The organism is Methanoculleus receptaculi (genome assembly GCF_033472595.1).
In the GTDB taxonomy this organism is placed as follows: domain Archaea; phylum Halobacteriota; class Methanomicrobia; order Methanomicrobiales; family Methanoculleaceae; genus Methanoculleus; species Methanoculleus receptaculi.
In genome coordinates this window covers 406,649-433,075 of record NZ_CP137642.1, presented here as the reverse complement: position 1 = coordinate 433,075, position 26,427 = coordinate 406,649, and the positions used below count along the sequence as shown (strand labels likewise).

At 61.2% G+C, this 26,427-nt stretch carries 30 protein-coding genes, 1 tRNA gene and 2 pseudogenes; 11 read left to right on the top strand and 22 right to left on the bottom strand.

What is annotated here, in order from left to right:
- The first annotated feature begins 3 nt into the window (after window positions 1–3).
- The 3 genes from R6Y96_RS02315 (at window position 4) to R6Y96_RS02305 (ending at window position 3,312) form a co-directional block, all read left to right on the top strand.
- Window positions 4–1,380, top strand: a complete 1,377-nt coding sequence (locus tag R6Y96_RS02315; protein ID WP_318621908.1) for an MFS transporter — start codon at window positions 4–6, stop codon at window positions 1,378–1,380.
- Window positions 1,381–1,469: 89 nt separating this feature from the next.
- The gene (locus R6Y96_RS02310) at window positions 1,470–3,068 is read left to right on the top strand and encodes an ATP-binding protein (protein ID WP_318621906.1); all 1,599 of its coding nucleotides are present in this window, start codon (window positions 1,470–1,472) and stop codon (window positions 3,066–3,068) included.
- 85 nt (window positions 3,069–3,153) lie between these two features.
- Entirely contained in the window at window positions 3,154–3,312 is a 159-nt protein-coding gene (locus R6Y96_RS02305; RefSeq protein ID WP_318621905.1) for a rubredoxin, read from the top strand.
- A gap of 190 nt (window positions 3,313–3,502) precedes the next feature.
- Here R6Y96_RS02305 and R6Y96_RS02300 read toward each other — a convergent pair whose 3' ends face one another.
- From R6Y96_RS02300 to thiM, 7 genes are all read right to left on the bottom strand, one after another.
- A complete protein-coding gene (locus tag R6Y96_RS02300; protein ID WP_318621903.1) occupies window positions 3,503–4,552 on the bottom strand; it encodes an ATP-binding cassette domain-containing protein in 1,050 nt (349 codons plus the stop codon).
- Window positions 4,553–5,365, bottom strand: a complete 813-nt coding sequence (locus R6Y96_RS02295) for an ABC transporter permease (protein ID WP_318621901.1) — start codon at window positions 5,363–5,365, stop codon at window positions 4,553–4,555.
- Window positions 5,366–5,367: 2 nt separating this feature from the next.
- Complete coding sequence (gene tsaA / locus R6Y96_RS02290) at window positions 5,368–5,850, bottom strand: tRNA (N6-threonylcarbamoyladenosine(37)-N6)-methyltransferase TrmO (protein ID WP_318621899.1); 483 nt, start codon at window positions 5,848–5,850, stop codon at window positions 5,368–5,370.
- A 5-nt stretch (window positions 5,851–5,855) separates the two neighbouring features.
- Window positions 5,856–6,671 (bottom strand): molybdate ABC transporter substrate-binding protein, encoded by an 816-nt coding sequence (modA, locus tag R6Y96_RS02285; protein WP_318621897.1) that lies wholly within the window; start codon window positions 6,669–6,671, stop codon window positions 5,856–5,858.
- A gap of 111 nt (window positions 6,672–6,782) precedes the next feature.
- Complete coding sequence (gene tsaA, locus R6Y96_RS02280; protein WP_318621896.1) at window positions 6,783–7,265, bottom strand: tRNA (N6-threonylcarbamoyladenosine(37)-N6)-methyltransferase TrmO; 483 nt, start codon at window positions 7,263–7,265, stop codon at window positions 6,783–6,785.
- A gap of 149 nt (window positions 7,266–7,414) precedes the next feature.
- On the bottom strand, window positions 7,415–8,047 hold the full coding sequence (thiE, locus tag R6Y96_RS02275; protein ID WP_318621895.1) for a thiamine phosphate synthase: 633 nt from the start codon (window positions 8,045–8,047) through the stop codon (window positions 7,415–7,417).
- Window positions 8,048–8,887: a hydroxyethylthiazole kinase gene (gene thiM / locus R6Y96_RS02270; RefSeq protein ID WP_318621893.1), complete on the bottom strand. Its 840-nt coding sequence runs from the start codon at window positions 8,885–8,887 to the stop codon at window positions 8,048–8,050.
- A 134-nt stretch (window positions 8,888–9,021) separates the two neighbouring features.
- Between thiM and mch the strand changes: the two genes are divergently transcribed.
- Window positions 9,022–9,966, top strand: a complete 945-nt coding sequence (gene mch, locus R6Y96_RS02265) for a methenyltetrahydromethanopterin cyclohydrolase (RefSeq protein ID WP_318621892.1) — start codon at window positions 9,022–9,024, stop codon at window positions 9,964–9,966.
- A gap of 670 nt (window positions 9,967–10,636) precedes the next feature.
- Here the strand turns inward: mch and R6Y96_RS02260 are convergent.
- The 4 genes from R6Y96_RS02260 to R6Y96_RS02245 are packed head-to-tail and all read right to left on the bottom strand — an operon-like array spanning window position 10,637 to window position 12,999.
- Window positions 10,637–10,909, bottom strand: a complete 273-nt coding sequence (locus tag R6Y96_RS02260) for a 4Fe-4S dicluster domain-containing protein (protein ID WP_318621891.1) — start codon at window positions 10,907–10,909, stop codon at window positions 10,637–10,639.
- Between the two features lie 6 nt (window positions 10,910–10,915).
- Window positions 10,916–11,395, bottom strand: coding sequence for a hypothetical protein (locus tag R6Y96_RS02255; protein WP_318621890.1), 480 nt, complete (start codon window positions 11,393–11,395; stop codon window positions 10,916–10,918).
- 5 nt (window positions 11,396–11,400) lie between these two features.
- Window positions 11,401–11,892: a pyridoxamine 5'-phosphate oxidase family protein gene (locus R6Y96_RS02250; protein ID WP_318621889.1), complete on the bottom strand. Its 492-nt coding sequence runs from the start codon at window positions 11,890–11,892 to the stop codon at window positions 11,401–11,403.
- A gap of 18 nt (window positions 11,893–11,910) precedes the next feature.
- Window positions 11,911–12,999 (bottom strand): (Fe-S)-binding protein, encoded by a 1,089-nt coding sequence (locus R6Y96_RS02245; protein ID WP_318621888.1) that lies wholly within the window; start codon window positions 12,997–12,999, stop codon window positions 11,911–11,913.
- A 326-nt stretch (window positions 13,000–13,325) separates the two neighbouring features.
- On the opposite strand from R6Y96_RS02245, the gene R6Y96_RS02240 reads away from it, so the two are divergent.
- The gene (locus R6Y96_RS02240) at window positions 13,326–14,180 is read left to right on the top strand and encodes an Mrp/NBP35 family ATP-binding protein (RefSeq protein WP_318621886.1); all 855 of its coding nucleotides are present in this window, start codon (window positions 13,326–13,328) and stop codon (window positions 14,178–14,180) included.
- 42 nt (window positions 14,181–14,222) lie between these two features.
- On the top strand, window positions 14,223–14,414 hold the full coding sequence (locus R6Y96_RS02235; protein ID WP_318621885.1) for a hypothetical protein: 192 nt from the start codon (window positions 14,223–14,225) through the stop codon (window positions 14,412–14,414).
- Window positions 14,415–14,422: 8 nt separating this feature from the next.
- Here the strand turns inward: R6Y96_RS02235 and R6Y96_RS02230 are convergent, their stop codons facing one another.
- The 6 genes and pseudogenes from R6Y96_RS02230 to R6Y96_RS02205 all read right to left on the bottom strand — a co-directional run bounded on the left by R6Y96_RS02230 (window position 14,423) and on the right by R6Y96_RS02205 (window position 16,604).
- The gene (locus tag R6Y96_RS02230) at window positions 14,423–14,722 is read right to left on the bottom strand and encodes a histidine kinase dimerization/phospho-acceptor domain-containing protein (RefSeq protein ID WP_318622540.1); all 300 of its coding nucleotides are present in this window, start codon (window positions 14,720–14,722) and stop codon (window positions 14,423–14,425) included.
- Window positions 14,723–14,725: 3 nt separating this feature from the next.
- A pseudogene (locus R6Y96_RS02225) lies at window positions 14,726–14,830 on the bottom strand (hypothetical protein); the annotation flags it as partial.
- A 97-nt stretch (window positions 14,831–14,927) separates the two neighbouring features.
- Window positions 14,928–15,446 (bottom strand): annotated as a pseudogene (locus R6Y96_RS02220) (GAF domain-containing protein); the annotation flags it as partial.
- A gap of 173 nt (window positions 15,447–15,619) precedes the next feature.
- Window positions 15,620–16,087, bottom strand: coding sequence for a PAS domain-containing protein (locus tag R6Y96_RS02215; protein ID WP_318621883.1), 468 nt, complete (start codon window positions 16,085–16,087; stop codon window positions 15,620–15,622).
- Window positions 16,088–16,135: 48 nt separating this feature from the next.
- Window positions 16,136–16,309 (bottom strand): PAS domain-containing protein, encoded by a 174-nt coding sequence (locus R6Y96_RS02210; RefSeq protein ID WP_318621882.1) that lies wholly within the window; start codon window positions 16,307–16,309, stop codon window positions 16,136–16,138.
- Window positions 16,310–16,519: 210 nt separating this feature from the next.
- Window positions 16,520–16,604: transfer RNA gene (locus R6Y96_RS02205), tRNA-Ser, on the bottom strand.
- Window positions 16,605–16,655: 51 nt separating this feature from the next.
- Between R6Y96_RS02205 and R6Y96_RS02200 the strand changes: the two genes are divergently transcribed.
- Window positions 16,656–16,859: a thiamine S protein gene (locus tag R6Y96_RS02200; RefSeq protein ID WP_318621880.1), complete on the top strand. Its 204-nt coding sequence runs from the start codon at window positions 16,656–16,658 to the stop codon at window positions 16,857–16,859.
- Between the two features lies 1 nt (window position 16,860).
- Here R6Y96_RS02200 and thsA read toward each other — a convergent pair whose 3' ends face one another.
- From thsA to R6Y96_RS02175, 5 genes are all read right to left on the bottom strand, one after another.
- On the bottom strand, window positions 16,861–18,459 hold the full coding sequence (gene thsA / locus R6Y96_RS02195; protein ID WP_318621879.1) for a thermosome subunit alpha: 1,599 nt from the start codon (window positions 18,457–18,459) through the stop codon (window positions 16,861–16,863).
- Between the two features lie 138 nt (window positions 18,460–18,597).
- Window positions 18,598–19,212 (bottom strand): orotate phosphoribosyltransferase-like protein, encoded by a 615-nt coding sequence (locus R6Y96_RS02190; protein WP_318621877.1) that lies wholly within the window; start codon window positions 19,210–19,212, stop codon window positions 18,598–18,600.
- Between the two features lie 22 nt (window positions 19,213–19,234).
- Window positions 19,235–19,690 (bottom strand): NOB1 family endonuclease, encoded by a 456-nt coding sequence (locus R6Y96_RS02185; protein WP_318621876.1) that lies wholly within the window; start codon window positions 19,688–19,690, stop codon window positions 19,235–19,237.
- Entirely contained in the window at window positions 19,687–20,670 is a 984-nt protein-coding gene (rtcA, locus tag R6Y96_RS02180) for an RNA 3'-terminal phosphate cyclase (protein WP_318621874.1), read from the bottom strand. The genes R6Y96_RS02185 and rtcA overlap by 4 nt, the downstream gene beginning before the upstream one ends.
- On the bottom strand, window positions 20,657–21,514 hold the full coding sequence (locus R6Y96_RS02175; protein ID WP_318621872.1) for a ribose-phosphate diphosphokinase: 858 nt from the start codon (window positions 21,512–21,514) through the stop codon (window positions 20,657–20,659). The genes rtcA and R6Y96_RS02175 overlap by 14 nt, the downstream gene beginning before the upstream one ends.
- 135 nt (window positions 21,515–21,649) lie before the next feature.
- Between R6Y96_RS02175 and lonB the strand changes: the two genes are divergently transcribed.
- Genes lonB through R6Y96_RS02155 form a run of 4 tightly spaced genes read left to right on the top strand, consistent with a single transcriptional unit; the run spans window position 21,650 to window position 26,423 of the window.
- The gene (gene lonB / locus R6Y96_RS02170; protein WP_318622459.1) at window positions 21,650–23,536 is read left to right on the top strand and encodes an ATP-dependent protease LonB; all 1,887 of its coding nucleotides are present in this window, start codon (window positions 21,650–21,652) and stop codon (window positions 23,534–23,536) included.
- Window positions 23,537–23,541: 5 nt separating this feature from the next.
- Window positions 23,542–24,870 (top strand): TldD/PmbA family protein, encoded by a 1,329-nt coding sequence (locus tag R6Y96_RS02165; protein ID WP_318621871.1) that lies wholly within the window; start codon window positions 23,542–23,544, stop codon window positions 24,868–24,870.
- Complete coding sequence (locus R6Y96_RS02160) at window positions 24,867–26,159, top strand: TldD/PmbA family protein (protein WP_318621869.1); 1,293 nt, start codon at window positions 24,867–24,869, stop codon at window positions 26,157–26,159. Before R6Y96_RS02165 ends, R6Y96_RS02160 begins: the two co-directional genes overlap by 4 nt.
- A complete protein-coding gene (locus R6Y96_RS02155) occupies window positions 26,160–26,423 on the top strand; it encodes a pro-sigmaK processing inhibitor BofA family protein (protein ID WP_214023270.1) in 264 nt (87 codons plus the stop codon).
- The last annotated feature ends 4 nt before the right edge of the window (window positions 26,424–26,427 follow it).

Here is a 26,427-nt window from a genome sequence, read left to right as displayed (position 1 = left end):
GGCGTGAGAGGGGTAGAAGAACGAACTTATTCGCGGGGGGCCATCCTCGCACTGGTCACAGTCGCCTCGTTCATAAATCCCTTCACGGCCTCCGCGATCAACCTCGCCCTGCCCATCATCGGCACCGAGTTTTCCGCCGATGCGGCCACGCTGGCCTGGGTATCCAGCGCCTATCTCCTTGCATCGGTCATATTCCTCCTCCCGGCGGGAAGGCTCGGCGACTCGCGGGGGAGGGTCAGGATATTCCTGATCGGGATCGTCGTCTACGCCGCCGGATCCATCCTCTCCATATTCACATCCTCGATGAACCTGCTCCTCCTCTTCCGGTTCGTGCAGGGGGTGGGCGGGGCGATGATCAACGCAACCAGCGTGGCCCTGATAGCCAGCCTCTTCCCGCCTGGCAGGCGGGGTTACGCCATCGGGATCAACACCACCGCTGTCTACGCCGGGCTATCGTTCGGGCCGTTCCTTGGGGGAGTCCTGACCCAGTTCTTTGGGTGGCGAAGCATCTTCGTAGTGACCGCGCTCCTTGCGGTGCCTGTCCTATTCTATGCGAGGAAGTTCCCGGCTTTCTTAAACGAGCGAGATATGGAGCACTTCGATCTCCCGGGGCTGGCCCTCTCATCAGCCCTGATCCTCTGCCTCTTCCTGGGCCTGGCATGGATCACCACCGCTGTCGGTCTGCTGCTCCTTGCGGCATCGCTGGCGCTTGGCGTGGTCTTTTTCCGGGTGGAGCAGCACCGGTCAGATCCTCTTCTGCCGGTCACGCTCCTCCAGAAGAACCGGATCTTTGCAGCCTCCAACGCTGCAGCCCTGATCAACTACAGCGCAACGTATGCGGTCGCGTTCCTCCTCTCCCTCTACCTTCAGTACATCCGGGGCTACGAACCCGCCGCCGCAGGCACACTCCTCCTGATCCAACCGCTCGTCCAGGTCTTCGTCGCCCCCGCGGCAGGACGACTGGCTGACCGGGTGGAGCCAGGGCTCCTGGCTTCGCTTGGGATGGGGGTTGCCGCCGTGGGACTCTTCGGACTCTCGCTGCTCAACGAGACGACGCCGATCACACTCGTCCTCGCCCTCCTGTTCCTGGTGGGGACGGGGGTCGGGTTATTCTCTTCCCCGAACACCACCGCTATCATGGGGAGCGTTGAGAAACGGTTCTACGGGAGCGCATCGGCGATGGTAGCGACGATGCGCTCGCTCGGGATGATGCTGAGCATGGGGGCCGTCCTTGTGGTCTTTGCGGTTCTCATGGGGTCGACAACCGTCACCCCGGAAGTATTCCCGGAGTTCATGAAGAGCCTGCGGCTGATCTTCCTGGCTTTCACGGCCCTATCAGTCTTCGGGGTCTTTCTCTCGCTCTCCAGGAACAAAAACTGAGGAAAAGACCTCGAATCTGCTTAAACCGGGCCCCCTGATCCGAAGAGGAAGCGTTAAAAGACCGGGCACCCTGTTATCTCTTTGAGCGGATGGAGCTGGTGATCGGAAAGGACGGTGACCATGACGTTGCCGTCGACGCCCAGGAACTCGTCACGGGAAGAACGTGCATCATAGCACAGTCGGGCGCCGGGAAGAGCTGGGGTATCGCGGTGATCTGCGAACAGCTCCTGCAGGCGCGGGTCGGGTTCTGCCTCGTAGATACGGAGGGGGAGTACTCCTCGCTTGCGGAACGGTTCTCCATCATCAGGATCGGTTCCGGCGATGATTGTGACGTGGGGATCGGGCGGGCAAACCTGCGGGAGATCATACGAGAGGCGATCTGCTCCCGAAAGGCGGTGATCTTCGATGTCTCGGAGACCGAGATGCGGGAGAACGTGGCCCAACTCGCAGAGGTTCTCTACGACCTGGAGAGCAGACTGAAGAAACCGTTTCTTCTGATCCTGGAGGAGGCGGACAAATTCATCCCGCAGTCGGGGGAGGCCATACGTAAGATAGAGGAGATCTCCCGCCGGGGGCGCAAAAGGGGGCTCGGCTTGCTGGTCGCGACACAGAGACCCTCGCTCGTAACAAAAAACGTCCTCTCTCAGTGCAACAACCAGATCATAGGAAAACTCTCTATCGAAAACGACCTGAAAGCGGTCAGCCTCTTCTTCTCGTCCCACAGGGAGGTCGCCGAACTTGTAGAACTCGAGCCAGGAGAGTTCTTTGTTATGGGCGGGCTCTCTCGCGGGAAGGTGAAGATGCGATTCCGGGACAGGATCTGCAGGCACGGGGGGCAGACGCCAAGGCTCGTGCCGGCGCAGCCTGTCCGGCCGGGAGATCGGCCACGAGACGAACCCTGCGGCGGCAAACCGCAGCAGGAGGAAGCGGAACCGCCCATGGTGGAACCCCCCATTAGCGGGAACGCGGTTGTCCCGGTGCTGATCCGTGAGGAAGCGCTCGACATCGCCAGGGGCAAGAGGAAACGCAGGTTCAGGGTCCTGGAACCCGAGGAACGGATAGTCTCAGGGGAGCAGGTCTACCGGCCGCTACATCGGGTGAAGATCCGCTACATCGGAGGGGTTCTGCGGAAGACCACAAAGACGGCGTCGTTCATCATCGATGGCTGCACCGGCTGCATCGTCGATATAGACCGGGGGCTGAAGGTCAGGCCGGGGTTCTCTGAACTCCTGGGGCTCGATGAGGCCGCGGTCAGGGTCGTTGCCGGGCTTGCAAACGGAGGATCGACGCCCGTCGAGATCGAGGCCGAGACCCATCTCCCGGCGGCCGCGGTGAAGAAAGCGATAAAGAGTCTTTCGGATGCGAAACTCATAACAGAGGTAAAGACAATCGGCGAAACCACGGTCTACGTACCTCTCCTGACAGAGGATGTCCCGCCGCTCTCTTCTCTCCGGGCTGGAGCCTGCGGCCTCCCCATGGAGCCTCTTCGGGGTGAGAGCCTGGAGGCGAAGGTCACGGAATCGTCGCTCCGGACGATCCTGAAAGGGCTTGAGCCAACGGCCGAGATTATCGAGTTTGAGACGATCTATTACCCGGTCTACGTGATCCGGTTTGCATCGGAACGCGGTGAGCGCTCGATCGTCCTCGACGGTTGCACGGGAAAGGAACTTCCTTTCCCGGTATCGTGACCGGAGCACTTATCCTGAAGCGGAAGTAAACGAGATATTACCCTTTGCCGTCCCGGCGGCCGGCAGGGAATGAGGTGATGATACGATGGATTTGTATCGGTGCACACAGTGCGGCTACGTCTACAACCCCGCTCTCGGCGACCCTGAACACGGTGTTAAACCCGGCACAGCCTTCGAAGACCTGCCAGATACCTGGAAATGTCCCCGGTGCGGCGCGCCGAAGAGCCGGTTTAAGAAGATATAAGTGCGGCGGGCACATCCCGGCCCCTATTCTGCTTTTTCTGGAGCATGTCAGGACACGGCGGGGGGCGTTTCCGCCCCTCCTATCGGCCGGGTGGCGGGGGTGGTCAGCTGCAGAAGACGTTCGTTTTGTTATCTCGTTGGATTCTTCCCCCATCCGGCCGCTCCTTCTGGCCGGGAGGAATGGCCTGCTCCTACCGCAGAAAGACGTGGACGGCCGAGGCCTTGAATGTGACTTGGACCGCTACACCCCCGGCCAGTCGCAGGCGCTCGACGCTCTGTGGTGTCAGGACGGCAACGAATGTAACCCCGGCATCGACGAAGACCCTTGAAAACGTGCCGTTCCTCTGGATCTCGGTCACCATGCCGGGGAAGGTGTTTGCAGCGCTTGACTCAAAAGGTTCGCGGGACAAAATCACCTCTTCCGGCCGGATACCGACACAGACCTCACCCTCGATCTCGCTGACCGTCCGGACGGTGATCCCGCCGAGGTCGATCGTCGCCTCGCCGTTCAGAACCCTTGAAACCCCGCAGTATACGTTCTCCATACCGGTGAAAGCAGCGACAAACCCGGTGGCAGGTTTCCGGAAGACCTCATCAGGCGTGCCGGTCTGGACAACTCTCCCCTCCTGCATCACCGCTACACGATCGGCGAGAGCGAATATATCCTCGAAGTGATGGGTGATGTGGATGACCGTTGTTTTCGTCGCCCGGCAGATCGACCTCAACTCCCTGCGGAGCCGGTCCCGGGTGGAGGTATCGAGCGCCGAGAGCGGTTCGTCCAGGAGGAGGACGTGAGGCCTGAGAACGAGCGCCCTGGCGATCGCCGCCCGCTGCTGTTCACCGCCTGAGAGCGTCCCGGGGGTGCGGGAGAGGAGATGCTCAATCCCGAGAAGGGCGGCGGTCTCCTGCACCTCCTCCCTTATGCGGGCGGGATCGGCCTTCCTCTGCCGGAGACCAAACCCGATATTCTCCCCGACGGTGAGGTGGGGAAAGAGCATGTAATCCTGGTAAACCATGCCGATCCCCCGATCTTTCGGGTCGGTGCGGGTGATGTCACGGCCATCCAGGGTGATCGTTCCGTCGTCAGGTGTGTATATCCCCGCCAGGGTCTCGAGAAGTATGGTCTTTCCTGCGCCGGTAGGCCCGAGGATGATGAAGTACTCACCGTCTGCGACTGTCAGGTCCACACCGTCGAGAACAAAGTCCCCGAGACGTTTGGTGAGCCCCGTGATCTTGAGCACCTAGAACACCCCCCGCTCGCCGCTACAGCGTTCGAAGACCGCAAACGAGATCACCGATATGACTATCAGGATGACAGACGCGGCTATGGCAAGATCAAGGTCGCCCGTTGACATGTTCAGGAAGAGCGCGATGGGCAGGGTCTCGGTCTTCATCCGGGTAGCTCCCCCAAGCATCATGACACCTCCAAACTCACCGATAGCCTTCGACCAGGTGATGACAAGTCCGGCTATCAGACCGTTTCTGGCGAGAGGGAGGGTGACCTGACGGAACGCGCTCCACTCGGTGCACCCGAGCGTCCGGGCAACGTGCTCGAAGCGGGGGTTGATCGTCTCGAAGGCCGAACGGGCGACCCTGACCATATATGGCAGGTTTACAAAGAACTGGGCAACAACGATCCCAACCGGGGTGTAGACTATATCGAGACCGAACGCCGAGAGCATCTTGCCGAACGTCGATGGGCCGTAGAAGATGAGCAACGCCACACCCGCGACGAGCGGCGGCAGTGCAAGCGGGATGTTAAAGAGGGTGTTTACCAGCCCTCTACCGGGGAAAGAGAACCGAGCTAACGAGTAGGCAACAGGCACGGCGGCGACAACGCAGAGGGCGGTGGAGACCACCGAGGTGACGAGCGAGAGTTCAACAGCAAACAGGATCTCCCGGGATCGCAGGCTCTCAACGAGAGCCGGAAACGGCGGGTAGACTACCAGACCAACAATTACCACGAGAAAGTACGCAATCAGGCAGAACAATACGGCAAGAAAGATTACCTTGAAGGGTGTGGGGCGAGGGAGAGTGGCCCGATCCTGGAACACGTTCACCCTGACCTGAATAATGCACTCTGTCTCTGGATCCGCTCGACGTGCTGAGGCGTCACCCACCCGGAGTTCGCGCTCTCGATGCAGTCAAATGCCGGGATATACGGTTTGATGTCGAGGATCGGAGTACCGTCCAGGAGGTCGACGCCCTCAATGGTGATGCTCCCTCCCTCGATCCCGGTGAGTCTGACAACCGATATACCAAGCCGGTTCGGACGGTTGAAGTGCCGGGTGGCAAAGATGCCGTGCGGCTCAGCGCCATCGATAAGCGGTCGTTCGGCAAGTTCTTCGGCGGCAGCCCGGTGGAACCGGTAGATGAGGAGGATATGGGAGAACCCCACGAGCATCGATAGCCCATCCCTGTACTCAGGGAAGACCTCCACCGCCCCGCGGGCGGTGGAGAAAGCCGCCTGGATCGGGGTGGCGGCCGGATCGGTGAAGGGTGTCCGGGCGACGCCGATCACCCTGCAGGAGTACTCCATGATGATCACGGTTCTATACCGGTGTAGGCCGGATCAGGATACGCCGGGAACCCGTGCTTTACAAATATAGCCTTTCCCTCACCGGAAGTGACAAACTCAACGAAGAGACGGGCGGCATCCTGGTGCTCTGTGAACGTGGTCACCCCTATCGGCACTATAAGGACAACACCGTTTTCCGGCGGCAGTTCGATGACCTCCATGGTCTCGGGGTTGACCATATCAAGTGTGATTAGGGCGGCGTCAGCGGTGCCCATGTTCATCGCCACGGCCACCTCGTTGACCGTCGGCGCCCGGAGGACGACGTTTGCCTCAACGGCGTCAAGGATGCCACGCTGCTGGAAGAGTTTATCGCTGGCCCTGCCGATTGCGGTGGTGCTCGCGTCGCCGAGGGCGATCTTCAGCCCTGGCCGGGCGAAGTCCTCAACCGAGGTGATGTTCTTCGGGTTTCCGGGGGCAACCACGATCACCGGGACGTGGTAGGCAACGTATCCGGGTTCACCGACCAGCCCCTTACCCTGGGCGATCCGGTAGTCAGGCGTTCCGCCGGGGATGAAGAGATCGCCTTTCCGGGATAACTCCATCTGTGTGATGAGCGTGCCGGAACCGCCAAAGTTGTAATCGATGCCGATACCGTATTTCTCGGTGAAGACCTCCCCGATCTCGGTCATCGCCGTCTTGAGTCCTGCGCCTGAGTAGACCAGCAGCGTCGTGTTGTCGGCGGTGGAAGTCCCATTCCCGCTGACTGTGTTGCTGCACCCTGCCGTGCAGAGTAGAACGGCAATGAGGACAGCCGTAATCAATGCAATGGGTTCTTTTGACATGATACCATTCAGTACCGGCGCCCCGGCTATTAAAGACTGCACATTTACTTTCAGGTTATGTCAAGCTGGTTTACTTTACGCCAGTTGTGTTATATCTTCTGATCCCTGCACTCAACAGAACCTATCATCCGAACGCACGCTGCCGGGATCTTTTTCAGTCTCTGCCAGCCACCCGGAACGTTCGTCAGGGTAGGCGTCAAACGCCGGGACGTAAGGCTTTATGTCAAGGACTGGAGTGCCGTCCAGGATATCGACGTCCTCGACTATGAGCGTCGCGCCATCGACGGCAACAAGCCGCAGAATCGAGAGACCGATCGCGTTCGGGCGGCGGGGTGCCCTGGTCGCAAAGACACCATGAGGTCTTGCATCCAGGAACGGCACCACCTCAAGCGAATAGCCCTCCGATCGGTGGAAGTGGTAGAGGAGGATGATCCGTGAAAAACCCTCAATGTCCTTTAGGCCCGGGGCGCAGCCGGGGTGGAGTTCAACCGTTCCCCGGACACCCCTCGCTCCGACTGGCTGGATGGGCATATCACGCGGGTCGTGGAATGGGGAGTGGACGATCCCGGTTGGGGTGAACTCGATCCGGGTCATGGGTATCACGCAGGAAAGGTTCTACAGCCAGGACAAAGAGGGTTTGTGTGCCGGCACATTTTGGAAGACGGATACCGTGTGGAGAGGACCTTCAGGCGGTCATGCAAGGATCTCGATAACGACACGGTGTGAGCCGGTGGTGAAGACACTCAGCAACCCCGTTTCGTGGCGGCGATCCGGGCGCGGAGGTCACGGGCAGCTGCCGTGACATCGTCCACCCCGACGACCGCCGAGATCACCGCAACACCATCAGCCCCTGCAGCGATGACATCGGCAACGTTTCCCGCATTGATTCCGCCGATCGCGATTAGCGGGACGGAGACCGCTGCCCTGATCGCCGAGAGCACGGCGAGCCCATGCCCCTCCCCTGCGTCATCCTTGGACGTGGTCGAGAATGTTGGGCTGAGCGCCACGTAGTCGGCGCCCTCTAACCCGGCCCGGACCGCCGCGGCCACGGACCCGACTGAGGCCCCGATGATGAACCCCGGTGGAGCGATCCTCCGGGCGTGCCTGATAGGGAGGTCGCTCTCGCCGAGGTGGACGCCGTCGGCACCGGCCGCGAGGGCCACGTCCAGGCGGTCGTTCACGATGAAGAGCGCTCCCGCATCATAGGTGACCTCCCGGATGGCGGAGGCCGCATCAAGGAGGTCCCGGCCGGGGAGCCTCTTATCGCGGAGCTGGATCACGTCCGCACCCCCGGCGACGGCCCGGCGGGCGAGTTCGGCGTGTGAGCGCCCGCCACCAACCGTCTCGTCCGTGATCACGTAGAGGTCGTATCCCATCTACAACACCTCTACCCGTGCATGGCGGGCGAGGTCGTCGGGGGTGAGCCCGGCAAGTTCATCGAAGAGCGCCGCCCGAAACGAGTAAGGGCCGCGTGCCGCAACCTCCGCCCGCTCACCGGCCAGGCCGAACGCCGCGAGCGCTGCCGCCGACGAGACAGGGAGATCGCCTGCGACCGCGGCGAACGCCCCGGTGATCGACGCGGCCATGCACCCCGTCCCGGATAACCTTTCCATCAGGGGACTGCCGTTTCTGACGGCATACACCCCCCTCCCATCGGTGACGAGATCCGTCTCCCCCGTCATCGCCACCACCGTCCCGGTTGAACTGGCGCACTCCCGCACCGTCGCCACGGGGTCGGCCGTGATACCGGCCGAATCGACCCCTCTTACGCTCCCGCCGGTTCCGGCGAGGACACCGATCTCCCCGGCGTTGCCTTTCAGTACAGCGATATCGAGAGCCTCCAGGAGCCGTCTTGTGGATGCAGTCCGAAACGCCGTTGCCCCGGCACCGACCGGGTCTAGGACGACCGGGATACCGAGATCGTTTGCATGGCGGCCGGCAATCAGCATCGCCTCGACCTGTGCGGCAGAGAGTGTCCCGATGTTCAGGACGAGCGCACCGGCGGCGGCGACCATCTCGGCGACCTCCTCAGGCGCAGATGCCATCACGGGGGCGGCCCCAACGCAGATGGTTATGTTCGCGCAGTCGTTGATTGTGACGCTGTTTGTGATATGGTGGATGAGAGGCCGCTCTTCCCGCACGGCGGCGAGCATCCCGGCGGGGATCCCGCCATCCACGAAGCGTGCCGATGAGCCTTCTCTCGTGTTGTCCGGCATAGGTAATTACCTATTTCTCGGGCAGTTGCATAAAGCCGGTCGTTGCCGGGTGCGCGTCGGACCGGGTTGCATGCCCGGAAGGGAACTGCTAAAGCGTTCTGCACCCTATCCCTCCGCTGAGATAGGTGAGGACGATGCTCAGCGTAAACCGCACGGCAATGCCTGTCGTCAGAGAACTGATCGACCGCCGGGACGAACTCGGGGTGGCGGTTGCAGAACTGGAGAACGGCGCAACGTGCATCGACTGCGGCGTGCACGTCGCCGGGAGTTACCGGGCGGGCGCCCTCTTCGTGGAGACCTGCCTTGCGGGGCTTGCGACGGCGGCGATAACCATGGGCCGGGTGGCCGACGTGCCCGTCCCGTTCCTGCACCTCACCGTGAGCCGCCCCGCTCTCGCGTGCCTCGGTTCGCAGAAGGCGGGATGGGTGCTCAAGGCCGGGGGCTACTCCGCGATGGCTTCCGGTCCGGCGCGGGCGCTCTCCTTAAAGCCGAAAAATACCTACAAAATGCTCGGCTACCGCGACGCCTCTGAGATCGGCATCCTCGCGCTGGAGGCGGACACCCTCCCGGACGAGGAAGTCACGGGCTTCATCGCGGAGAAGTGCGGCATCGAACCCGAAAACCTCTACGTCCTCGTCGCCCCGACCCGGAGCCTGATCGGCTCGGTGCAGATCTCCGGGCGGGTCGTCACGGCGACCCTCCACAAACTCGAGGAGAGAGGATACGACGTCCTCCGCATCAGCCATGCGGCGGGCCGATCGCCGATCGGGCCCATAAAGCGGACCGGCATCGAGGCGATGGGGATGACCAACGACTGCAACATCTACTACGGCTCGGTCTCCCTCGTCGCGGAGGGCTACGACCCGGTCTTTGCGACCCTCCCCTCACAGACCTCCCCAGACTACGGGAGGCCGTTTGCCCGGGTGCTCAAGGATGCCGGCTACGACTTCCTCAAGGTGGACTCGCTGCTTGCCTTCTCGCCGGCGGAGGTTGCGGTGAACGATTCGAAGAGCGGCGAAGTCCATCACTTCGGTAGCCTGAATGCCGACGTGCTGCTTGAGTCGTTTGGGGTTCTGTAGAGTCAGGTATGAGTCTGGGTTCAAGGGCTCTGTTGAACTCCTCTACTTTCTTCGGGAGGTATTTCTGGGCAACCCCGTTCTACTCACATACCCCATCAACCGATATTCCCGGGTATCGCCACGCACTGCCCCCGCCCCCTGGGGCGGGGTGCGAGGGACAACGTCCGGAGCTTGAGAAGACCAAAGGTCTTCGAGTGGGGGCTACAGGCGTATAGTTATCTGTATAAAATGATTCTGGAAACTGGAGATACGAGGCAGAGACAGGGGTGGGGGCGAGCCCCCTCCCCGTCAGCCCCATCCCCAGGGGGGATATTCCCATGATCCACAGTATTGAGAGATCCCGAAAAAGAACAGAATCACAACTCGCTCCCGGGACACGGTTTCCCACCGGCTATCGTCACGCACTGCCCGCCCCTCTCGGGGGCGGGAGGAGCGCGAAGCGCGGGCGGTGGGGGTTGCAGGTAGAGCCTTATGGAGTAGAGACAGGGGAGAGGGGGTGCTCCCCCCTCGAAACTCTTCGAGTTTCTCAAGCTCCGCTCCTCCGGAACATCGCACCTCACACCATCAGATGCGCAGCCACCACGGTCCAGTGTACTGATCGGTGCTGTGCCCATCACACTCTCATAGGTGTGTGTTTCAGGGAACGTAAAAAAGGAGCCTGATCCCTGAATTACTCCGGGCTCGTCTTCTCGCGGTAGCGCTTGAGTGCCTTCTCGACGTAGGACGTCATCTGCACGGCGCCGACGACGCAGGCATCGGCGCACTTCCCGCAGCCGATGCAGGTCTCCGGGTTCGTGATCCAGGCCTTGTCGATCTTCTTTCCGAGATCCACAAGCTCGATCGAGCCGGTCGGACAGGCCTCGACACAGTCGCCGCACCCCTCGCACGAGAAGGGGATGATCCAGGGAAACTGTTTAGGAATCTTTTTTTCGTCGTTGCTCATCGGAACTCAGTCCCTCTTCCTCGGCACGTCCTTCCAGCGCTGTCGCTCCCACGCATCGAGTTCCTCCGGCGACATGCCGTCGAGCCTCTGCCCGGCCTCGTAGCCGGGCTTCGTGCAGTAGAGTTCGGTCAGGCGGACGAGAAGCACCGATTCCGCGTCAATCCCTTTCTCCTCTTTTGCCTGTGCCGCGACCGTGTCGAAGACCGATCCGGAACGGAGGAGTTCTCCGGTTCCCTTGAACTGGTATGGGGCACGGATACCGCCCTGGCGCGAGACGCCGAACGCCACCCGCGGGTTCTTCGACAGCACGGGCGCGATCACATTCGCCTCATCTGCCGCAAGCGCGAACGCCACCTCATCGTTGCCCGTCACCTTCGCATAGCGGCCCAGCACCACGAACGGCACGCCCTCCGGCGTCGCGACGCAGAGATGGCTGCCCATCGCCTCGATCCATGCCTTCATCCGATCTGTCAGATTTACCGTCATCCCGATCACCCCGTTAGAACCTTCTCTCCTACATGTCCCGGCTCGATGGAGTAGACCTCCTCGACATGCACGACCACAACCCCGCGCTGGACGGCTTTCGGGAAGACGATGTCCGGCGGCACCTCATCCGGCGGTTCGGCCTTGTTCCAGTTCCCCCATTCGTTCAGGATATCCGTTGCGTTCGCGCCGTACCAGTCGAAATCGCGCGGGAACCCGTACTCCATGTCCACGGCTTTGCCCCGGAAGACCCACCAGCGGCCCTCGTCGAGCGGGTGGCAGATCGTGACCGCGACGTTGGGATTCTCCTTGATGTTCGCCTTCGTCTTCAAGAGGAACATATCGGCGATCAGGATCTTGTCGTCCATGTGGGTGGCGACGAACCGCATCGCGGCGATGTTCGGGTTGCCGTCCCTGCTCGACGTGCAGAGGTAGATCAGGCTCCCCCCCTTGCCAGGAACCCGCAGGGCTTCTTTCATCTCCTTCGTAAACTTCACCATTCTTCTCACCTCGTCTGGCTACTTCACCGGATACCCGAACGCGGCGGTTCCGGCGGGTCCGAGTTCCTCGCCCAGCGCCTGCTTCACGAGCTGGGTGATGTAGATCGGCTCGAGTTCCATCTTCCGGCAGGTCGCCCGCATCACGGAGATGCAGGCCGGGCAGATGAAGACGAGTTCTTCGGCACCGGCTTTGGCGGCATCGCCGATGTTTTTACGCTGGATCTCGATTGCACGCTCGTGCTGGGTGTGGAAGATCCCGCACCCGCAGCAGAGCCGGTCATCTCCCGTATACGTCCGCTTCTCCTCGACGGACTCTACACCGATCATTTCGAAGATATCGGCGAGCCAGTCCGACCAGATCTCACGGTCCCCGCCTTTCGGGGCGTAGCGGGTCGTGCAGCCGCCCTGCACCGCGACGCTGATGCCGAGCGGATTCGTGATCCGGTCAGGGTGGTCGCGCAGCCAGTTCCTGATGTACTCGAGGATGTGGACCGATCGGAACGGCACCTCGATCCCCTGCTGCATCGCGAGGGTCGTCGCCACGTTGTAGCAGGCGTCGTGGGTGAAGACGATCTCGTCGACCCCGAACTCTTCGGCCGCTTTCGCGAGATTCTCTATGAAGTGCGGGAGGTTCTTCAGCGGCCGGGACGCCCGGCCGAGGTGGGTCTCGGTAAACCCGCACGCGTACGGCCCTCCCCCGATGATGGTTGCGTCCTCAAACACCTGTCCCGTGAGGAACTCCGCCTGGGGCACCACCTCGTAGATCCCGCCGGCCGAGATCAGCGCCCCTCCCGGCTTGCCCCTCCGGATGACTACAGCCGGTTTCGTCAGCCAGTCGCTCGACGGCTTTGCGTCCGCCGGGATGCCAAGAGCATCCGTCTCTTCCTGCCGCCGTGCGATGAGGTCCCAGGGATCGGCGCCCAGCGGGCAGAAATCGTTGCACGCTGCGCAGGTGATGCACTCTTTCAGGATCTGGTGGCGTTCTCCCTCTATCAGGGACTTCATTGCTCTCTTTGCGTCGTCCTCATCATATGATACGTACGGGCAGCGGGCGAGACATTCTCCCCTGCAGCGGGAGAAGTCGCATTTCGATAGATCAAATGCCATCACATATCCCTCGTTCTACCCTGTGTCAATACCCTCTCTTTAACGTGGGGTTCCCGGCAAGACAGGTTTCGAACCGATCTCCGGCCCTTTCCCGGCGGAGAACCGTTCAGGGAGTAGATCCGGTGGGTGCCGTGGATCGCCGTGTATCCCTGAGAGGGGCCGAACATGTAAGTATCAATACTACTTTCTGTTAACGTTGTTAACATTATTGTGCGAGCCGTGTTGCATGATCCTGTTCGGGAAGAACACTCGTGTGGGCTCACAATCACTTCGTGACCGGTGGACGGACGATTCCGCCCACCAAGATGAGGTGCTGAGGGTACGTTATGGCAGAAACAGACAATACAACGAAGGATGCCGGACAGCAGCAGAAAAACCCGTTTGAAAAGGTTTCCGTGAGCGTCAAGCGCGTCATCCTGGTGCTGAGCGGAAAGGGGGGCGTCGGGAAGAGCACGGTGGCCGCGAACCTTGCAATGGCGCTTGCGAACCACGGCTACCAGACGGGCCTTCTCGATCTCGATATCCACGGCCCCAACATCCCCAAGATGCTGGGCATCGAGGAGACCAAACTCACGTCGACGAACGGCACGAGGATCGAACCGGTATACGTGGTGCCAGCACTTGGTGTCGTCTCGATGGCGTTTCTCCTGCCGGATAAGAGCACTCCTGTCATCTGGCGCGGCCCCATGAAGATGCAGATCATCAAACAGTTCCTCGCAGATGTCTACTGGGGAGATCTGGACTACCTCGTGGTGGATCTGCCCCCGGGCACGGGAGACGAGGCGTTATCGATCATCCAGCTCGCCCCGAACGTTGCCGGTGCCGTTATTGTTACTACGCCGCAGGAGGTTGCCATACTCGACTCGACCAAAGCCGTAAAGTTCGTCGAGAAAATGGATATTAGGGTTCTCGGGATAGTCGAGAACATGAGTGGCATGGTTTGCCCGCACTGCGGCAAGGAGATCGACCTCTTCGGACAGGGCGGGGGGAAGAAGGCCGCAGAGGACCTTGGCGTGCCGTATCTCGGCAATATCCCTCTGGACCCCGACATGCGCAAAGCCGGTGACGAAGGACGCCCCTTCATCGTCCGGCGTCCGGGTATGAGCGCGGATAACCCCACGTGGGAGCATGTGGATAGGGTCATGCAGGCAGTTCTCCGCAGTATCGGAGAGACACAGTAGGATGCAAGCGGATGCTGCAGTGAGACGGAGGCAAGCAGAGGCATGAAAAAGTTCCGTATAGAACTAACCGGGTTCATCGAGATGGACACCGACCAGGAGCGCGACGCGCGGATACTGGGTGAGCGGATTCTTGAGGAGATCCGTTTGGTCTTTTCCGGGCACGGCGCGATACAGGACTGCGACGTCGGGATAGACTCTGTCACGGAGAAACCGCTTACCCGGCGCTACAGGTAGGCCGGACGTCACTCCCGATCGTGCCGCCGGAGGAACGCGCGAACTTCCCGCGACTCCACCCATCCCAGGTCCAGCTGCCTGATATACTCGTTGATCCGCTCGACCTGATCGTGGATAACCGCCGACGTCTTCGGATCGTCGGCCAGGTCGGCCATGCCGAGGATCACCTGCAGGGGCTGGCGTATGTGATCGCCGAGGGCGGCGAACTGCTCGATGTTCCGTTCGATCTGCTCGAACGCCTGCCGGTTAAGCTGCTCGGTCTGTTTCCGTTCGGTGATGTCTCTTCCCACCGCCTGGACGCCGGCCACCTTTCCGTTCTCCACGATCGGGGATTCGTTCAGCTCGACAAAGGCCGTCGTCCCGTCCTTTCGGCGGAACTCGACTTCGAGCCCTTCGATCGATTCGCCTCTCGCCATTTTCTTTTGCCCCTCCTCCCATGCGGCGAACGATAAGGGGGGTGACGTAGTCACAGCACTTGCAGCCGATGAGTTCGGCGGGGGTAAAGCCAAGGATGCGGATCACGGCCGGGGACATGTAGGTGATCCCCCGGTCGTGGTAGCAGGTGTAGATCATGTCGAAACTCCGCTGCGCTATCTCGCGGAACTTCTCCTCGCTCTTGCTGAGCGCCTTTTCGGCCGCCTTTCGCTTGATCCGCTGTGCCAGAACGTTCGTGGTCGGCTGGACGAAGTTGATGTCGTCACAGGTGAACCTGCGCAGGGACCTGGTGCGGGCGCCGAGCACCCCGTACGGTGCCTCGTCACCCTGGATAATGACGCTGATGCCGCTCAGGATCCCCTCGTTTCGCAGGAGGGCCGGGCCCCGGAACCGGGTCTCGGCGTCGAAGTCTTCGACGATCACCGGCTCATGAGAGAGAAGGGTGTACCCCGCCTGGGAATCGGTTCCTCCATCCTCTTTCTCGGTACCGACCCTGGCTCCGCCGAATCCCACCGCCGCCTCGAGGATGAAAAGATATTCATTGGGCAGGTACCGGAGCACTTTGGCGTACTCGACTCCCAGGCACTCCGCCACCATCCGGACCACGGTGTTCATCAGTTCGGGAAGCTCCGCCCCTCCAGGAGCGAACTGGCCGAGGTCCGCAATGGCTGCCTGCTGCGCCGCCCGGACGGCGGTGAGCCGCTCGGCCTGTTTTCTCGCGGTGATGTCGAGATTAATTCCGGCCCAGAGATTCCGGCCCAGAGGACGATCTACCCGTCCCTGTCACGGATCGGCGCTCCCCCGGAGAGGATGGTACGGCACTCCCCGTTGGGATCCGGAACCCTTAACTCGCGATCACAACGGCACCCCATATCGAGGCACCGTCTCCAGTCGGAACGCACTGCTGCCGCGTCCTCGAGCGGGATGCACTCCAGCCAGCCGGCGTGCCGGCACTCCTCGATCGTCCTTCCCACCAGTTCGAGGAACGAGGCGGAAAGGTAGAGCACGTTGCCGTCCGGCCCGCATACCCAGAGGCCGTAGGGCACCGGTTCTCCGACGGCGGTAAAGACCGACTCGGCCCTGATCCGTGCCATCTCCTCCTGACGTCCGGGAGTGATCTCCCGGAACCGTGCAAGCCTCTCCCAGGCGCCGGGCTCGCCGGAGATCACCCGGCACGAGAAGGAGAAGTGACGCACCTCACCGGTGGAGGTTCGCATCCGGCAGGTCTCGTGCGTCACCTCCTCGCGGTTCCGGAGTGCTTCGATTATCCGATCGGCAGAGTCCCTCTACTCGAAGAGCGGTGCGAGGTGGCGGGCGATGGGGTCGCCTATCTCCATGCCGCGGGCAGCATCATCGCCGATCCCGAACGTTTCGCAAAACGATCGGTTCAGCCGCACAACGGTGTTATCCCGGTCAAGGATGACGACGGCATCGTCAAGTTCGTCAAAGCAGTGGTCCACGGGAGATCTCCATCGGCCGGCGCGGGATGATCCCGGACAGCAGGCGCTACGTACCAACCGTGGTTTACCGTGACCATAAATATCTCTCCCGGAACCGCACGCATCCGCGCCGATACCGGGATCGCAGAAAAGGTTCCGGTAAACGGTCCCGAAAACCTGGTTCAGCCCCGTCCAGGGGGCGTGCCGGATCCTATATGAGGAACCTGAAAACGCCGAGGGGGAGATTTGAACTCCCGAGGTGCCAGGCACCAGTGGCTTTCGAGGCCACCGCCTTCCCGGACTAGACTACCTCGGCACAAAATTGACCAATAGCATTTAGATTCTCTCACTATAACATTATCGAGATATGCTCTGCCGGTTCACCATCATCCCTGACGGCGTTGCGCTGATTTACAGCGGCAGGCCCGAAGATACTTACGAGACCGCCCTCCTATCTTTCGGGATCAACCCCGATACCGCACTCGTGTTTCACAGCAAAAGAAGCCTTCCGCAGGACAAAAAGATCGAGGAAGAGGAGGTTTTGCTGTTCCCGACCTCCTCGAGGGGTTGAGTTACTCGGCGCCCGCTTCACCAGGTTTCTCTGACCGGGTGATCATCATGTCGTCTACGCGTATGAGTAGCACCGCCGTCTCGGTCGCGCTCTTGATCGCCTGGGCCTTCACGCGGAGAGGCTCGACTACCCCGGCATCCAGCATGTCGACGACCTCGCCGGTGTAGACATCCAGTCCGGCGTGCCTGGCGCCTTCGGCATGCGCCTTCCGCATGGCGACAACCTTATCGATAGTGTCAAACCCGGAATTCTCCGCCAGCGTTCTCGGGATGACCTCGAACGCGTTTGCAAACGCCTCGATGGCAAGCTGGGCACGCCCCCCGATGGTTGCGGCGTAGTCACGGATACGCAACTGGAGTTCGGTCTCAACCGACCCCCCGCCAGTGACAAACTTGCCGTCCTCGATGGCGTCCTGGATAACCCTGGTTCCATCATAGACCCCACGCTCAAGTTCGTCCAGGAGCAGCTGGGAGGTGCCGCGGAGGAGGATCGTGACCGCTTTCGGGTTCTCACAGCCAGAGATGATCGTGAGTTCGGCATCGGGAACCTCTTCGGCCATCTCAGCGTGGCCGAGCGCATCTTCGGTGAGTTCCTCGGGTTTGTTAACGATGTTCCCGCCGAGCGCTCTCGCGGCGAACTTCATGTCTTCCTCTTTCACGTCCTCTAAAGCGTAGACACCGTGCTTGGCCAGGTAGTACTGAACTGCGTCGGCGATCCCCTTCTGGCAGAGGACAACGTTTGCACCGGCAGCAACGATCTGGTCAGCAAGTTTCCTGAGCGACTCGCGCTCCTGCTCTGAAAACGCCCTGACCTGGTCGGAAGTGGTGATCTTGATCTTGGACTTCACCTGGGTCTTTGTGATCTCAAGCGGCTGGGCAAGAAGGGCCACCTTCGCGTTAGTGACCTTCTCGGGCATCTGCTCAAAGACACGCTTCTTGTCGATGACGACACCCCTGATCAGGCTGACATCATCCATCGAGTCCCCTACCTGTTTCTTGATCTTGATGTCGTCCTCGTCCACGACGTAGGTGCCTTCTTCTGTCTTTGTGCCAACCTGGCGCACCGCGTCCACCACGATCGCCGAGACCTTGTCCTTTATCCCCTCAATAGACTTGCCGGTCATGGCGGTCCCGGCGAGTTTGAGGAGATTCTCCCGGTCGTCGGCGCCGACGGGGATTGCCAGCTCATCCACGACCTCGAGCGCCTTCTCCATACCCATCCTGTAACCCTGCGCTATGGTGGTAGGGTGAACATCCTGAGCCAGCAGGTCCTCCGCCTCCTCCATAAGTGATCCAAGGAGCACTGTTGCGGTCGTGGTGCCGTCGCCGACCTCGTCGTCCTGGGCCTCTGCAACCTCCACGGCCAGTTTGGCAGCAGGGTGCTGCACCGACATCTCGTGCAGGATGGTTACACCATCGTTTGTGATCACGACATCGCCGGTCGAACTGACCAGCATCTTATCCATCCCCCGGGGACCGAGCGTTGTCCGAACTGCGGCAGCAATTGCTTTTGCGGCCATAATGTTCGATCTTTGCGCCTCGAATCCCTGGGTGCGCTCAACATTCTCCCGCAAAATAATGATGGGCTGTCCAGAAAGCATTGTATAATCCTCCTTTGTCCGTTAGGTTTGTTCAGAGGTTCTATATAAATTAGTCGATGGGGACAGCCACATGTGACATGGATCCAGCCTGGGTGGACAGCGGTGTCTGACGTAAATTCAACCGATTTTTAGGCCCCCTCAACCGAGCCAGGATATCACGAACAGTGAGTGTATCGGAACGCCTTCAACCTCCCTGATGCCCCGTTTGTCAAATAGCGACCATACCGCCACGGGGGTGGCTCCATGTCTCCGGAGGAAGTTGATGGTCTCGGAGAGTGTTGCTCCCGTCGTGACAACGTCGTCGACAATGATACAGCGCTGTCCGGTGATCGCGGAGAAGGTGCCCCAGATGGATCCTGTGGGCGTCTCGCTCCGACTGTGTTTTGCCGGGAGGTATATTGCAAGCCTCAGCCCCTCCTCCGCGGCGATGAGGGTTGCGAGCGGGACGCCTGACTGCGCGATACCTACGACCGTCCCGGCCCCCTCCTCCTCGCGGTCCAGGCTTCCATCGTCCGTCAGGTAGAGGAAGCGTTTGAGCATCATCATCGCCATCTCAGCAAGGAGCGTGCCGTGGCTTGCCACAGCCGTCCAGTCAATGTGAACATCCTTTGGAGGTTCAACACCCTTCTGCTGTGTGAGCAGCCAGGTAACAGTCTCCGTCGAGAGACCGAGCTCATCGGAGATCTGGTCGGGTGTGTGCCCTTCTGCCTGGAGCGCTTTTGCCTTCGTGATCAGGTCTTCGAGCGCGGACATGGTGAATAGATCTCCAGGCGATTTATTTAAGTTTTCTTTTGACTGGCGCGCCACAGACGGGGCAGTCTCCCGGTTCCCGCCAGTAACGCCCGCATCCGCTACAGCGGTAGCGCCACCGGATCGGCCGGGCCTGGCGCTGCAGGATGCTCCGCGTCTCGATGCCAAGGTGATGGGCGACGTTCTGGACGGCAAAATCGTCTGTCACAAGGACTGCGCCGAGTTCCAGTGCAAGTGCCAGGATCTCGCGATCGGTTACGGAGAGAGCCCCCGCATCCCCCGTCCAGCGCGCAGCCTCATCCACCCGCAGCAGGTCTTCCTTGCGCGGCTCCCTGACTCTGAGACCGGCGGCAGAGAGAGCCGTGAAACGACACTTTGCATGAAAATCGACAAGTTCATCCACCACCGATGACGTGGTCCAGGCAGGGCCATCTACAGGCACCTCTGCAAAGAAGGCCGATGCATCAAGTACCAGCGTCATGCCGAGAACTCCACTGCCTCGTTCTCCCGGCACCGGACAGGATAGCCAAACGATTCAAGCAGCCAGCAAGCGGTCTTCGCATGCATCGATAGGGTATGCGTCGTATACTCCCCACCGTAGCAGGCAAGGTAGATCAGGAGCTGGTCGGCCAGGTGGACATCAACGAGACCCGGCCTGCGGCACTCCTCCAGGAGGGCGCGGGCAGCCGCCTGACCAACCTCCTCCGCCGGGAGACCCCGCCTCCCAAGGGCGACGGCGCCTTTAGCACCCTTCCATACGGTGATGGAACTCCCGACGCTCAATCCGCGCCCGCGGGAATCGATCTCCACCGTGCAGCGTAGACCCGCCTGCGCCTCCAGGAGTTCCCTGGCGGCTGCAGCCTGGCGCTCTGCAACGTGTACAGGAAGACCGGCCGAGGCGGAGACCAGCCCGCAGGAGTCCTCCTCTGCCGGGATCGCGATCTGGAGGAGGCGGGATACCCCCACACGGACACGCGCCATTCCACCACCCTCCGGATAGTAGCCCCGCTCCATCACCTCAACCTCCAGAGAGACACCTGCACGGCGGAGCACCGGCGCAAATACACGATCGAGATAATCGATACTCGGGCTCCAGGCCACCTCCGTCCCGCCCGATACGGTGATGCTTCCGCCGGTGGTAAGGGCAGCCGGGAGCCAGGCCTGGATGACCAGCGGGATGCTCCCGGCGGTCCCGGTCTCGATCCGCATATCTGTCCTCCTGACCCGCCCTGGAGTAAAGGTGATCTCACCACTCCCCTGAGAAAGACCCGTGCACTCTGCATCGCAGATCCCGGCGACCGCCAGCACCGCAGCGATATGTTGCGGTGCAAGCCCCGGATTCGGCCGGTTCTGGCGTATCCCGATCACTCTGATCGGCGTGGCGGAGAGGGCCGAGAGGGCCACGGCCATGCGGATGATCCCTCCCCCTCCTTCAAGGTGAGAGCCGTCAATGGTGAGCATCTTCCCTGATCGCGGTGGCGATGGCATTGGCGGCCGATATTAGGCTTGAAGCGCTCTCGCAGGTATCGCTGGAGACCACCGATGAGACCCCCGCCGCCAGCAGACGGGTGTAGGCCCCGCTAGTGAGCACCCCGTGGACGCAGGCGGCGTGGATGGAGACGGCCCCCTGATCCCTGAGCATCCGGGCAGCGGTTGCCAGAGTCCCGCCGGTCGATATGATGTCATCCACGATCACGACGTCCCGACCGGCCACATCGACGGTCTTTGGAGCAATCCGGACATCCTCGCCGGAGAGCCGGGTCTTCACAAGGTGATCGCAGTCCCACCCCCCGACCACCGCGACCTCAGACGCGAGATCGACCGCACCCTCGTCCGGCGCCAGGATCAGTGGGTTATCAAGGCGGAGATCACCCACATAACTTCCAATGGCCGGGGCTATGCTGATCTCACCTGCAGGAACGCTGAACTGCTCCAGTACGCTTCGGTCGTGGATGTTGATGACATAAACCCGCTCAACGCCGGTAGAGAGGGCTCGCGCGACCGCCCGGGCACTGATCGGCTCGCCCGGAGAGAACCGCTTATCCTGTCGGGAATACCCAAGGTAGGGTATCACCAGCGTCTTCGCCGACCTGTCGGCAGCATCTATCGCAAGAAGGGTCTGCACAAACATATCGTTGTCGACGATGCTGCTGATGATCAGGGTCTCATCGTCCAGTTCTCCAAATTTCAGATACAGTTCCCCGTCGGGAAACCGGCGAAATATTGCTTCTACCAGCGGTACCCCCAGTTTTTCGGCAACGCGGGCTGCGAGAACCTGGGACCGCTCTGTGCTGATGATTCTCATGGGTCACCTTTGCTAGAAAGTATTTGAACGAGGATGAATAAATTATATAACTACCACTGCATCAAAGAGGTAAACTCGGCAATGGATTCAAAAGGACCAACAGAAATTCCAGACATAGATCTCACCGATGAGGAGATGGAAGAGACGGATCTCCTCGCCGATCTTGAGGTGAGCACATCTTCAGATATCGATGTACCCCCAAAACTGATAGATCAGGTCATCGGCCAGGAACATGCCGTTGAGGTTATCCGGAAGGCTGCGGTCCAGCGCCGACATGTGATGATGATCGGCACCCCGGGAACCGGCAAATCGATGCTGGCGAAGGCAATGGCCGAACTACTCCCTAAAGAGGAACTCCAGGATATACTGGTCTACCCGAACCCGGAAGACAGCAACAACCCGATCATACGAACCGTGCCTGCTGGCCGCGGCAAGCAGATAGTCAACGCCCACAAGGCCGAGGCAAGGAAGAAGATCCAGATGCGGAGCACCCTCATCATGCTTCTGATCATCGGGATCATAGGCTACGCGATAATCACCTACCAGTGGCTTATGGGCATAATAGCCGCCGCCTTCATCTTCATGGCGTTGAGATACTCGATGCCCCGCGAAGATGCAATGGTCCCAAAACTCCTGGTATCGCGCGACTCGAATAACACGGCGCCCTTCGTCGATGCCACCGGGTCACACGCAGGGGCGCTGCTCGGCGACGTCAGGCACGACCCCTTCCAGAGCGGGGGGCTCGAGACACCGGCACACGACCGTGTAGAGGCCGGCGCAATCCACCGGGCGCACGGCGGCGTGCTCTTCATAGACGAGATCAATACCCTCACACCCCACTCACAGCAGAACCTGCTGAGCGCGCTCCAGGAGGGATCCTTCCCGATCACCGGCCAGAGCGAACGCTCAAGCGGTGCGATGGTCAGGACCGAGCCGGTCCCATGCCGGTTCGTGATGGTTGCTGCAGGAAACGTCGATGCCATCCAGGGGATGCACCCCGCACTCCGGTCGCGTATCCGGGGATACGGCTACGAGGTATATATGCGCGAGACGATGGAAGACACCCCCGAAAACCGGAAGAAGTTCCTCCGGTTCATCGCCCAGGAGGTAAAGAACGACGGCAAGATCCCTCACTTTGACCGGAGCGCCATGCTCGAGGTTCTCCGCGAGGCTCGCCGGCGCTCGAACCGGAAGGGGCACCTGACCCTGAAGCTCCGTGACATGGGCGGTCTCATCCGCGTGGCAGGTGACCTCGCCCGGCAGGAGGGCGCGGAGTTAACCACGGCCAGGCACGTCCTCGCGGCGAAATCCACCTCGCGTTCGATCGAGGACCAGATCTCCGACGAATACATCCGGAGAAGCCGCGACTACGATATCACGGTTGTTGAGGGCACACGGGTTGGCCGGGTAAATGGGCTTGCAGTGATGGGGAGCGACTCCGGCACCGTGCTCCCTGTGATGGCCGAGGTGACGCCGAACCAGGGGGCAAACGGGACGGTTATCGCAACCGGGATGCTCAAGGAGATTGCCCAGGAGTCGATCAAGAACGTCAGTGCCCTGATCAAGAAGTTCACCGGCAGGGATATCCGCAACATGGATATCCACATCCAGTTCATCGGCACCTACGGGGGTATTGAGGGGGATTCAGCCTCCGTGACCGTGGCGACGGCGGTGATCAGCGCGATAGAGAACATCCCGGTGCGCCAGGACGTCGCGATGACAGGTTCACTATCGGTCAGGGGCGACGTCCTCCCCATAGGGGGGGTCACCTACAAGATCGAGGCGGCCGCGAAAGCCGGGATCAAGAAGGTGATCATACCGCGGTCAAACCTGGACGATGTCCTTATTGAGGATCGCTACCGTTCGATGATCGAGATTGTGCCGGTTGACCACATAGAGGAGGTTCTCCAGAACGCGCTCGTGCCCGAGAACCGTGAAGGCTTCCTCTCGAAACTCCGGAAACTGGCGGCCAACTCGGCCGGCGGCATCTTTGACCCGAACCTCGGACACCCGGCGGCCTGATCCTGATGTCTGACGTTCGCTACTACGATATCCGGTGCGTACGCGGTGAGGTCACCCGGATCGATATCGACAACGGGGTGGTCGAATCCGCAGCCACCTCATTCTTTGATAGAACGGTTGTCCGGGCGCTTGCATCGAACGGCTGGGGTATTCTCACCCGGGATCACGTCGACCTCGACTCAAAACACGAGATCGACACCCTCGTCAGGGAGGCAGCCCGTCTTGCCGCCGTCACGAAAGACAGCCTGGACCTTGCAGACGCCCCACGTGGCGTACTCCCCGTCCCTCCTCTCGGAGAGGACCCGCGGGAGATCGACCTCGAGGAGAAGACCAGGCTGCTTGCTGAGATCGAGGGGGCGGCGCGGCTACCCGGGGTGACGAACACACGGGCGAACTACACCGAGGGGATCGACTCGGTCAGGTTTCTTGACTCTGAAGGGAACGAATACTCTTATCAGTCCGTCCGCTCCGGGTTCTCCGTTGTCGCGATAGCATCCAGAAACGGGGTTATGCAGATGGGCAGCGAACGCGAACATACCATCAGAGGGTTCAACCTCCGGGGCAGACACGACCTCGGCAGGAGGGCTGGCGAGGTTGCGGTCTCGCTGCTCGATGCGAAGATCCCGAAGGGCGGGATACAGCGTGCCGTTCTCGACCCGGAACTTGCCGGTGTCTTCACCCATGAGGCTGTCGGCCACGCGAGCGAGGGCGACCTCGTTCGCGAGGGGGCATCGGTTCTCGGCGGGAGGATCGGCGAGCATATCGGTTGCGACGGGCTTGTGATAGTCGATGATCCGGCGCTGCACGAGTTCGGGTTCATGCCGGTTGACGCCGAGGGTGTGGCGGTGCAGCGGACGGAGATCATCCGTGACGGTATACTCACATCATATCTCCACAACCGCGAGACCCTGGCGGCGGTGGGGGACGGCATGCCCGGCCACGCGCGCGCCGAACACGGGGCGCCGCCAATAGTCAGGATGAGCAACACCTTCATCGAGAACGGCGACGCCACGCGCGAGGAGATCCTGGCAGAGTGCCGGGAGGGCATCCTGCTGATCGGTTCGAGGGGCGGCCAGGTCGACCCAGGCCGCGGTGTCTTCCAGTTCAACGCGGAGTACGGATACCTCATTGAGGGTGGCGAGACGACCGGTATGCTCCGTGACGTCTCGCTCTCGGGCGAGATCCTCACAACGCTCCACAATATCACCCTGATCGGGGATGACCGGAGGATGAATCCGGGCTACTGCGGCAAAGGCGGGCAGGTCGTGCCGGTCAGTGACGGTGCGCCCCATCTCCTCCTTGAGGACGCGATCATCGGGGGGCGCGGCGAATGAACGGCGAAGACCTGATAGAGATGGTTCTCCGGGAAGGTGAGCGCCTGGCAGACGAGGTTGAGGTCTTCTCCGCCCGCGGGCAGAGCGTCAGCACCGAGATCAAGAAAGGGATCATCGGGGTCGCCGAGGAGTCGGAGGCCTGGAGCATGGCTATCCGGACTGTCAGGAACGGGCGGATCGGGTTCTCGTCCACCGGCGACCCTGACCGCTGGAGGGACTGCCTGGATGCGGCGCTCGCAAGCGGCCGACTCGCCACACCACAGCGGTGGGAGGGATTCCCTGGACCGGCTGCTTTCTCAGGCGTCCCCTCCTCCGCAGACAGAGGCCTCGAAGTCGCGGTCGAGGACGCAGCCAGGATGGTCGATGACCTCCTCGCCGGCGCCGCGGAGCACCCCGTGGATGTCATCGGAGGGTCTGCGGATCTAGGCCGGTCACACCTCTCGATCGCTAACTCAAACGGCATCTCTTACGATATGGAACGGACGGTGGTGGGAGTCTCCCTGGAGACGATCCGGGAACAGTCCACCGGCTACGAGTTCGACGTCTCACCGTTCCGTAACGATATCAACCCCCGCGCCGTCGGAGAACTGGCTGCGATGCTTGCCGCACGCTCTCTTGGCGGGCGCGATATAGAGACCGGGCGATACGATATAGTCCTCTCCCCCGTTGCGGCCGCAAGCCTCATCGGCCAGGTTCTCGTCCCGGCACTTTCCGGGCGGAACGTGAAGGCCGGGCGATCGCCCCTGGCAGAGAGGGTGGGCGAGCAGGTCTTTGACGGGTCACTGTCAGTCTATGACGACCCATTTGCCCCGGGGCCGGGAAGCACCGCCTGGGATGCCGAAGGTGTTCCCACCCGACGGCTGGTCTTCATCGAGCAGGGTGTGGTCAGGGGGTTTGCCTACGACCTCAAAACCGGCTACCGCTACGGTGAGGAGAGCACTGGAAGCGCCGTCCGCACCGGGAACGAACCCCCGGCGATCGGGGTGCACAACCTCTTCATCAACGGGGCCCGGGAGAGAGAGCCAGGTTATGGGCGTGCAGTCTGGATCCACGACGTTGTCGGGGCCCACACCGCAAACCCCTTCTCCGGCGACTTCTCGGTTGAGGTCTCAAACCCCTTCTGGATGGAGGATGGGGAACTGATCGAACCTATCCGGGCGGCGATGCTATCAGGGAACGTCTTTGAGATGCTCGGAGAGATCGGGGGGTTCGGGAACGATGCAAGGCGCGTCGGACGGCTCACCATTCCATCAATACGGTTAAATAACCAGCAGATCATTGGTAAATAGATGATGGAAGAGATCCTTGCCATCCTTCTTGCAGTTGCGATAGCCGCAGCGCTTTACTACCTGATGAAGAAGGCGCTGACGCTTGTCATCAACGCCATCGCCGGCCTCATCACGCTCTGGGCCCTGAACTACTTCAGCGTCCTCGCCTGGTTTGGTGCGCCCGATATCCAGATCTCACTTGTGACAATACTCATATGCGCTCTTGGAGGGCTGCCCGGCGCCCTCATCCTGGTGCTCCTCCACCTCATCGGGATCACGATCTGAGAGC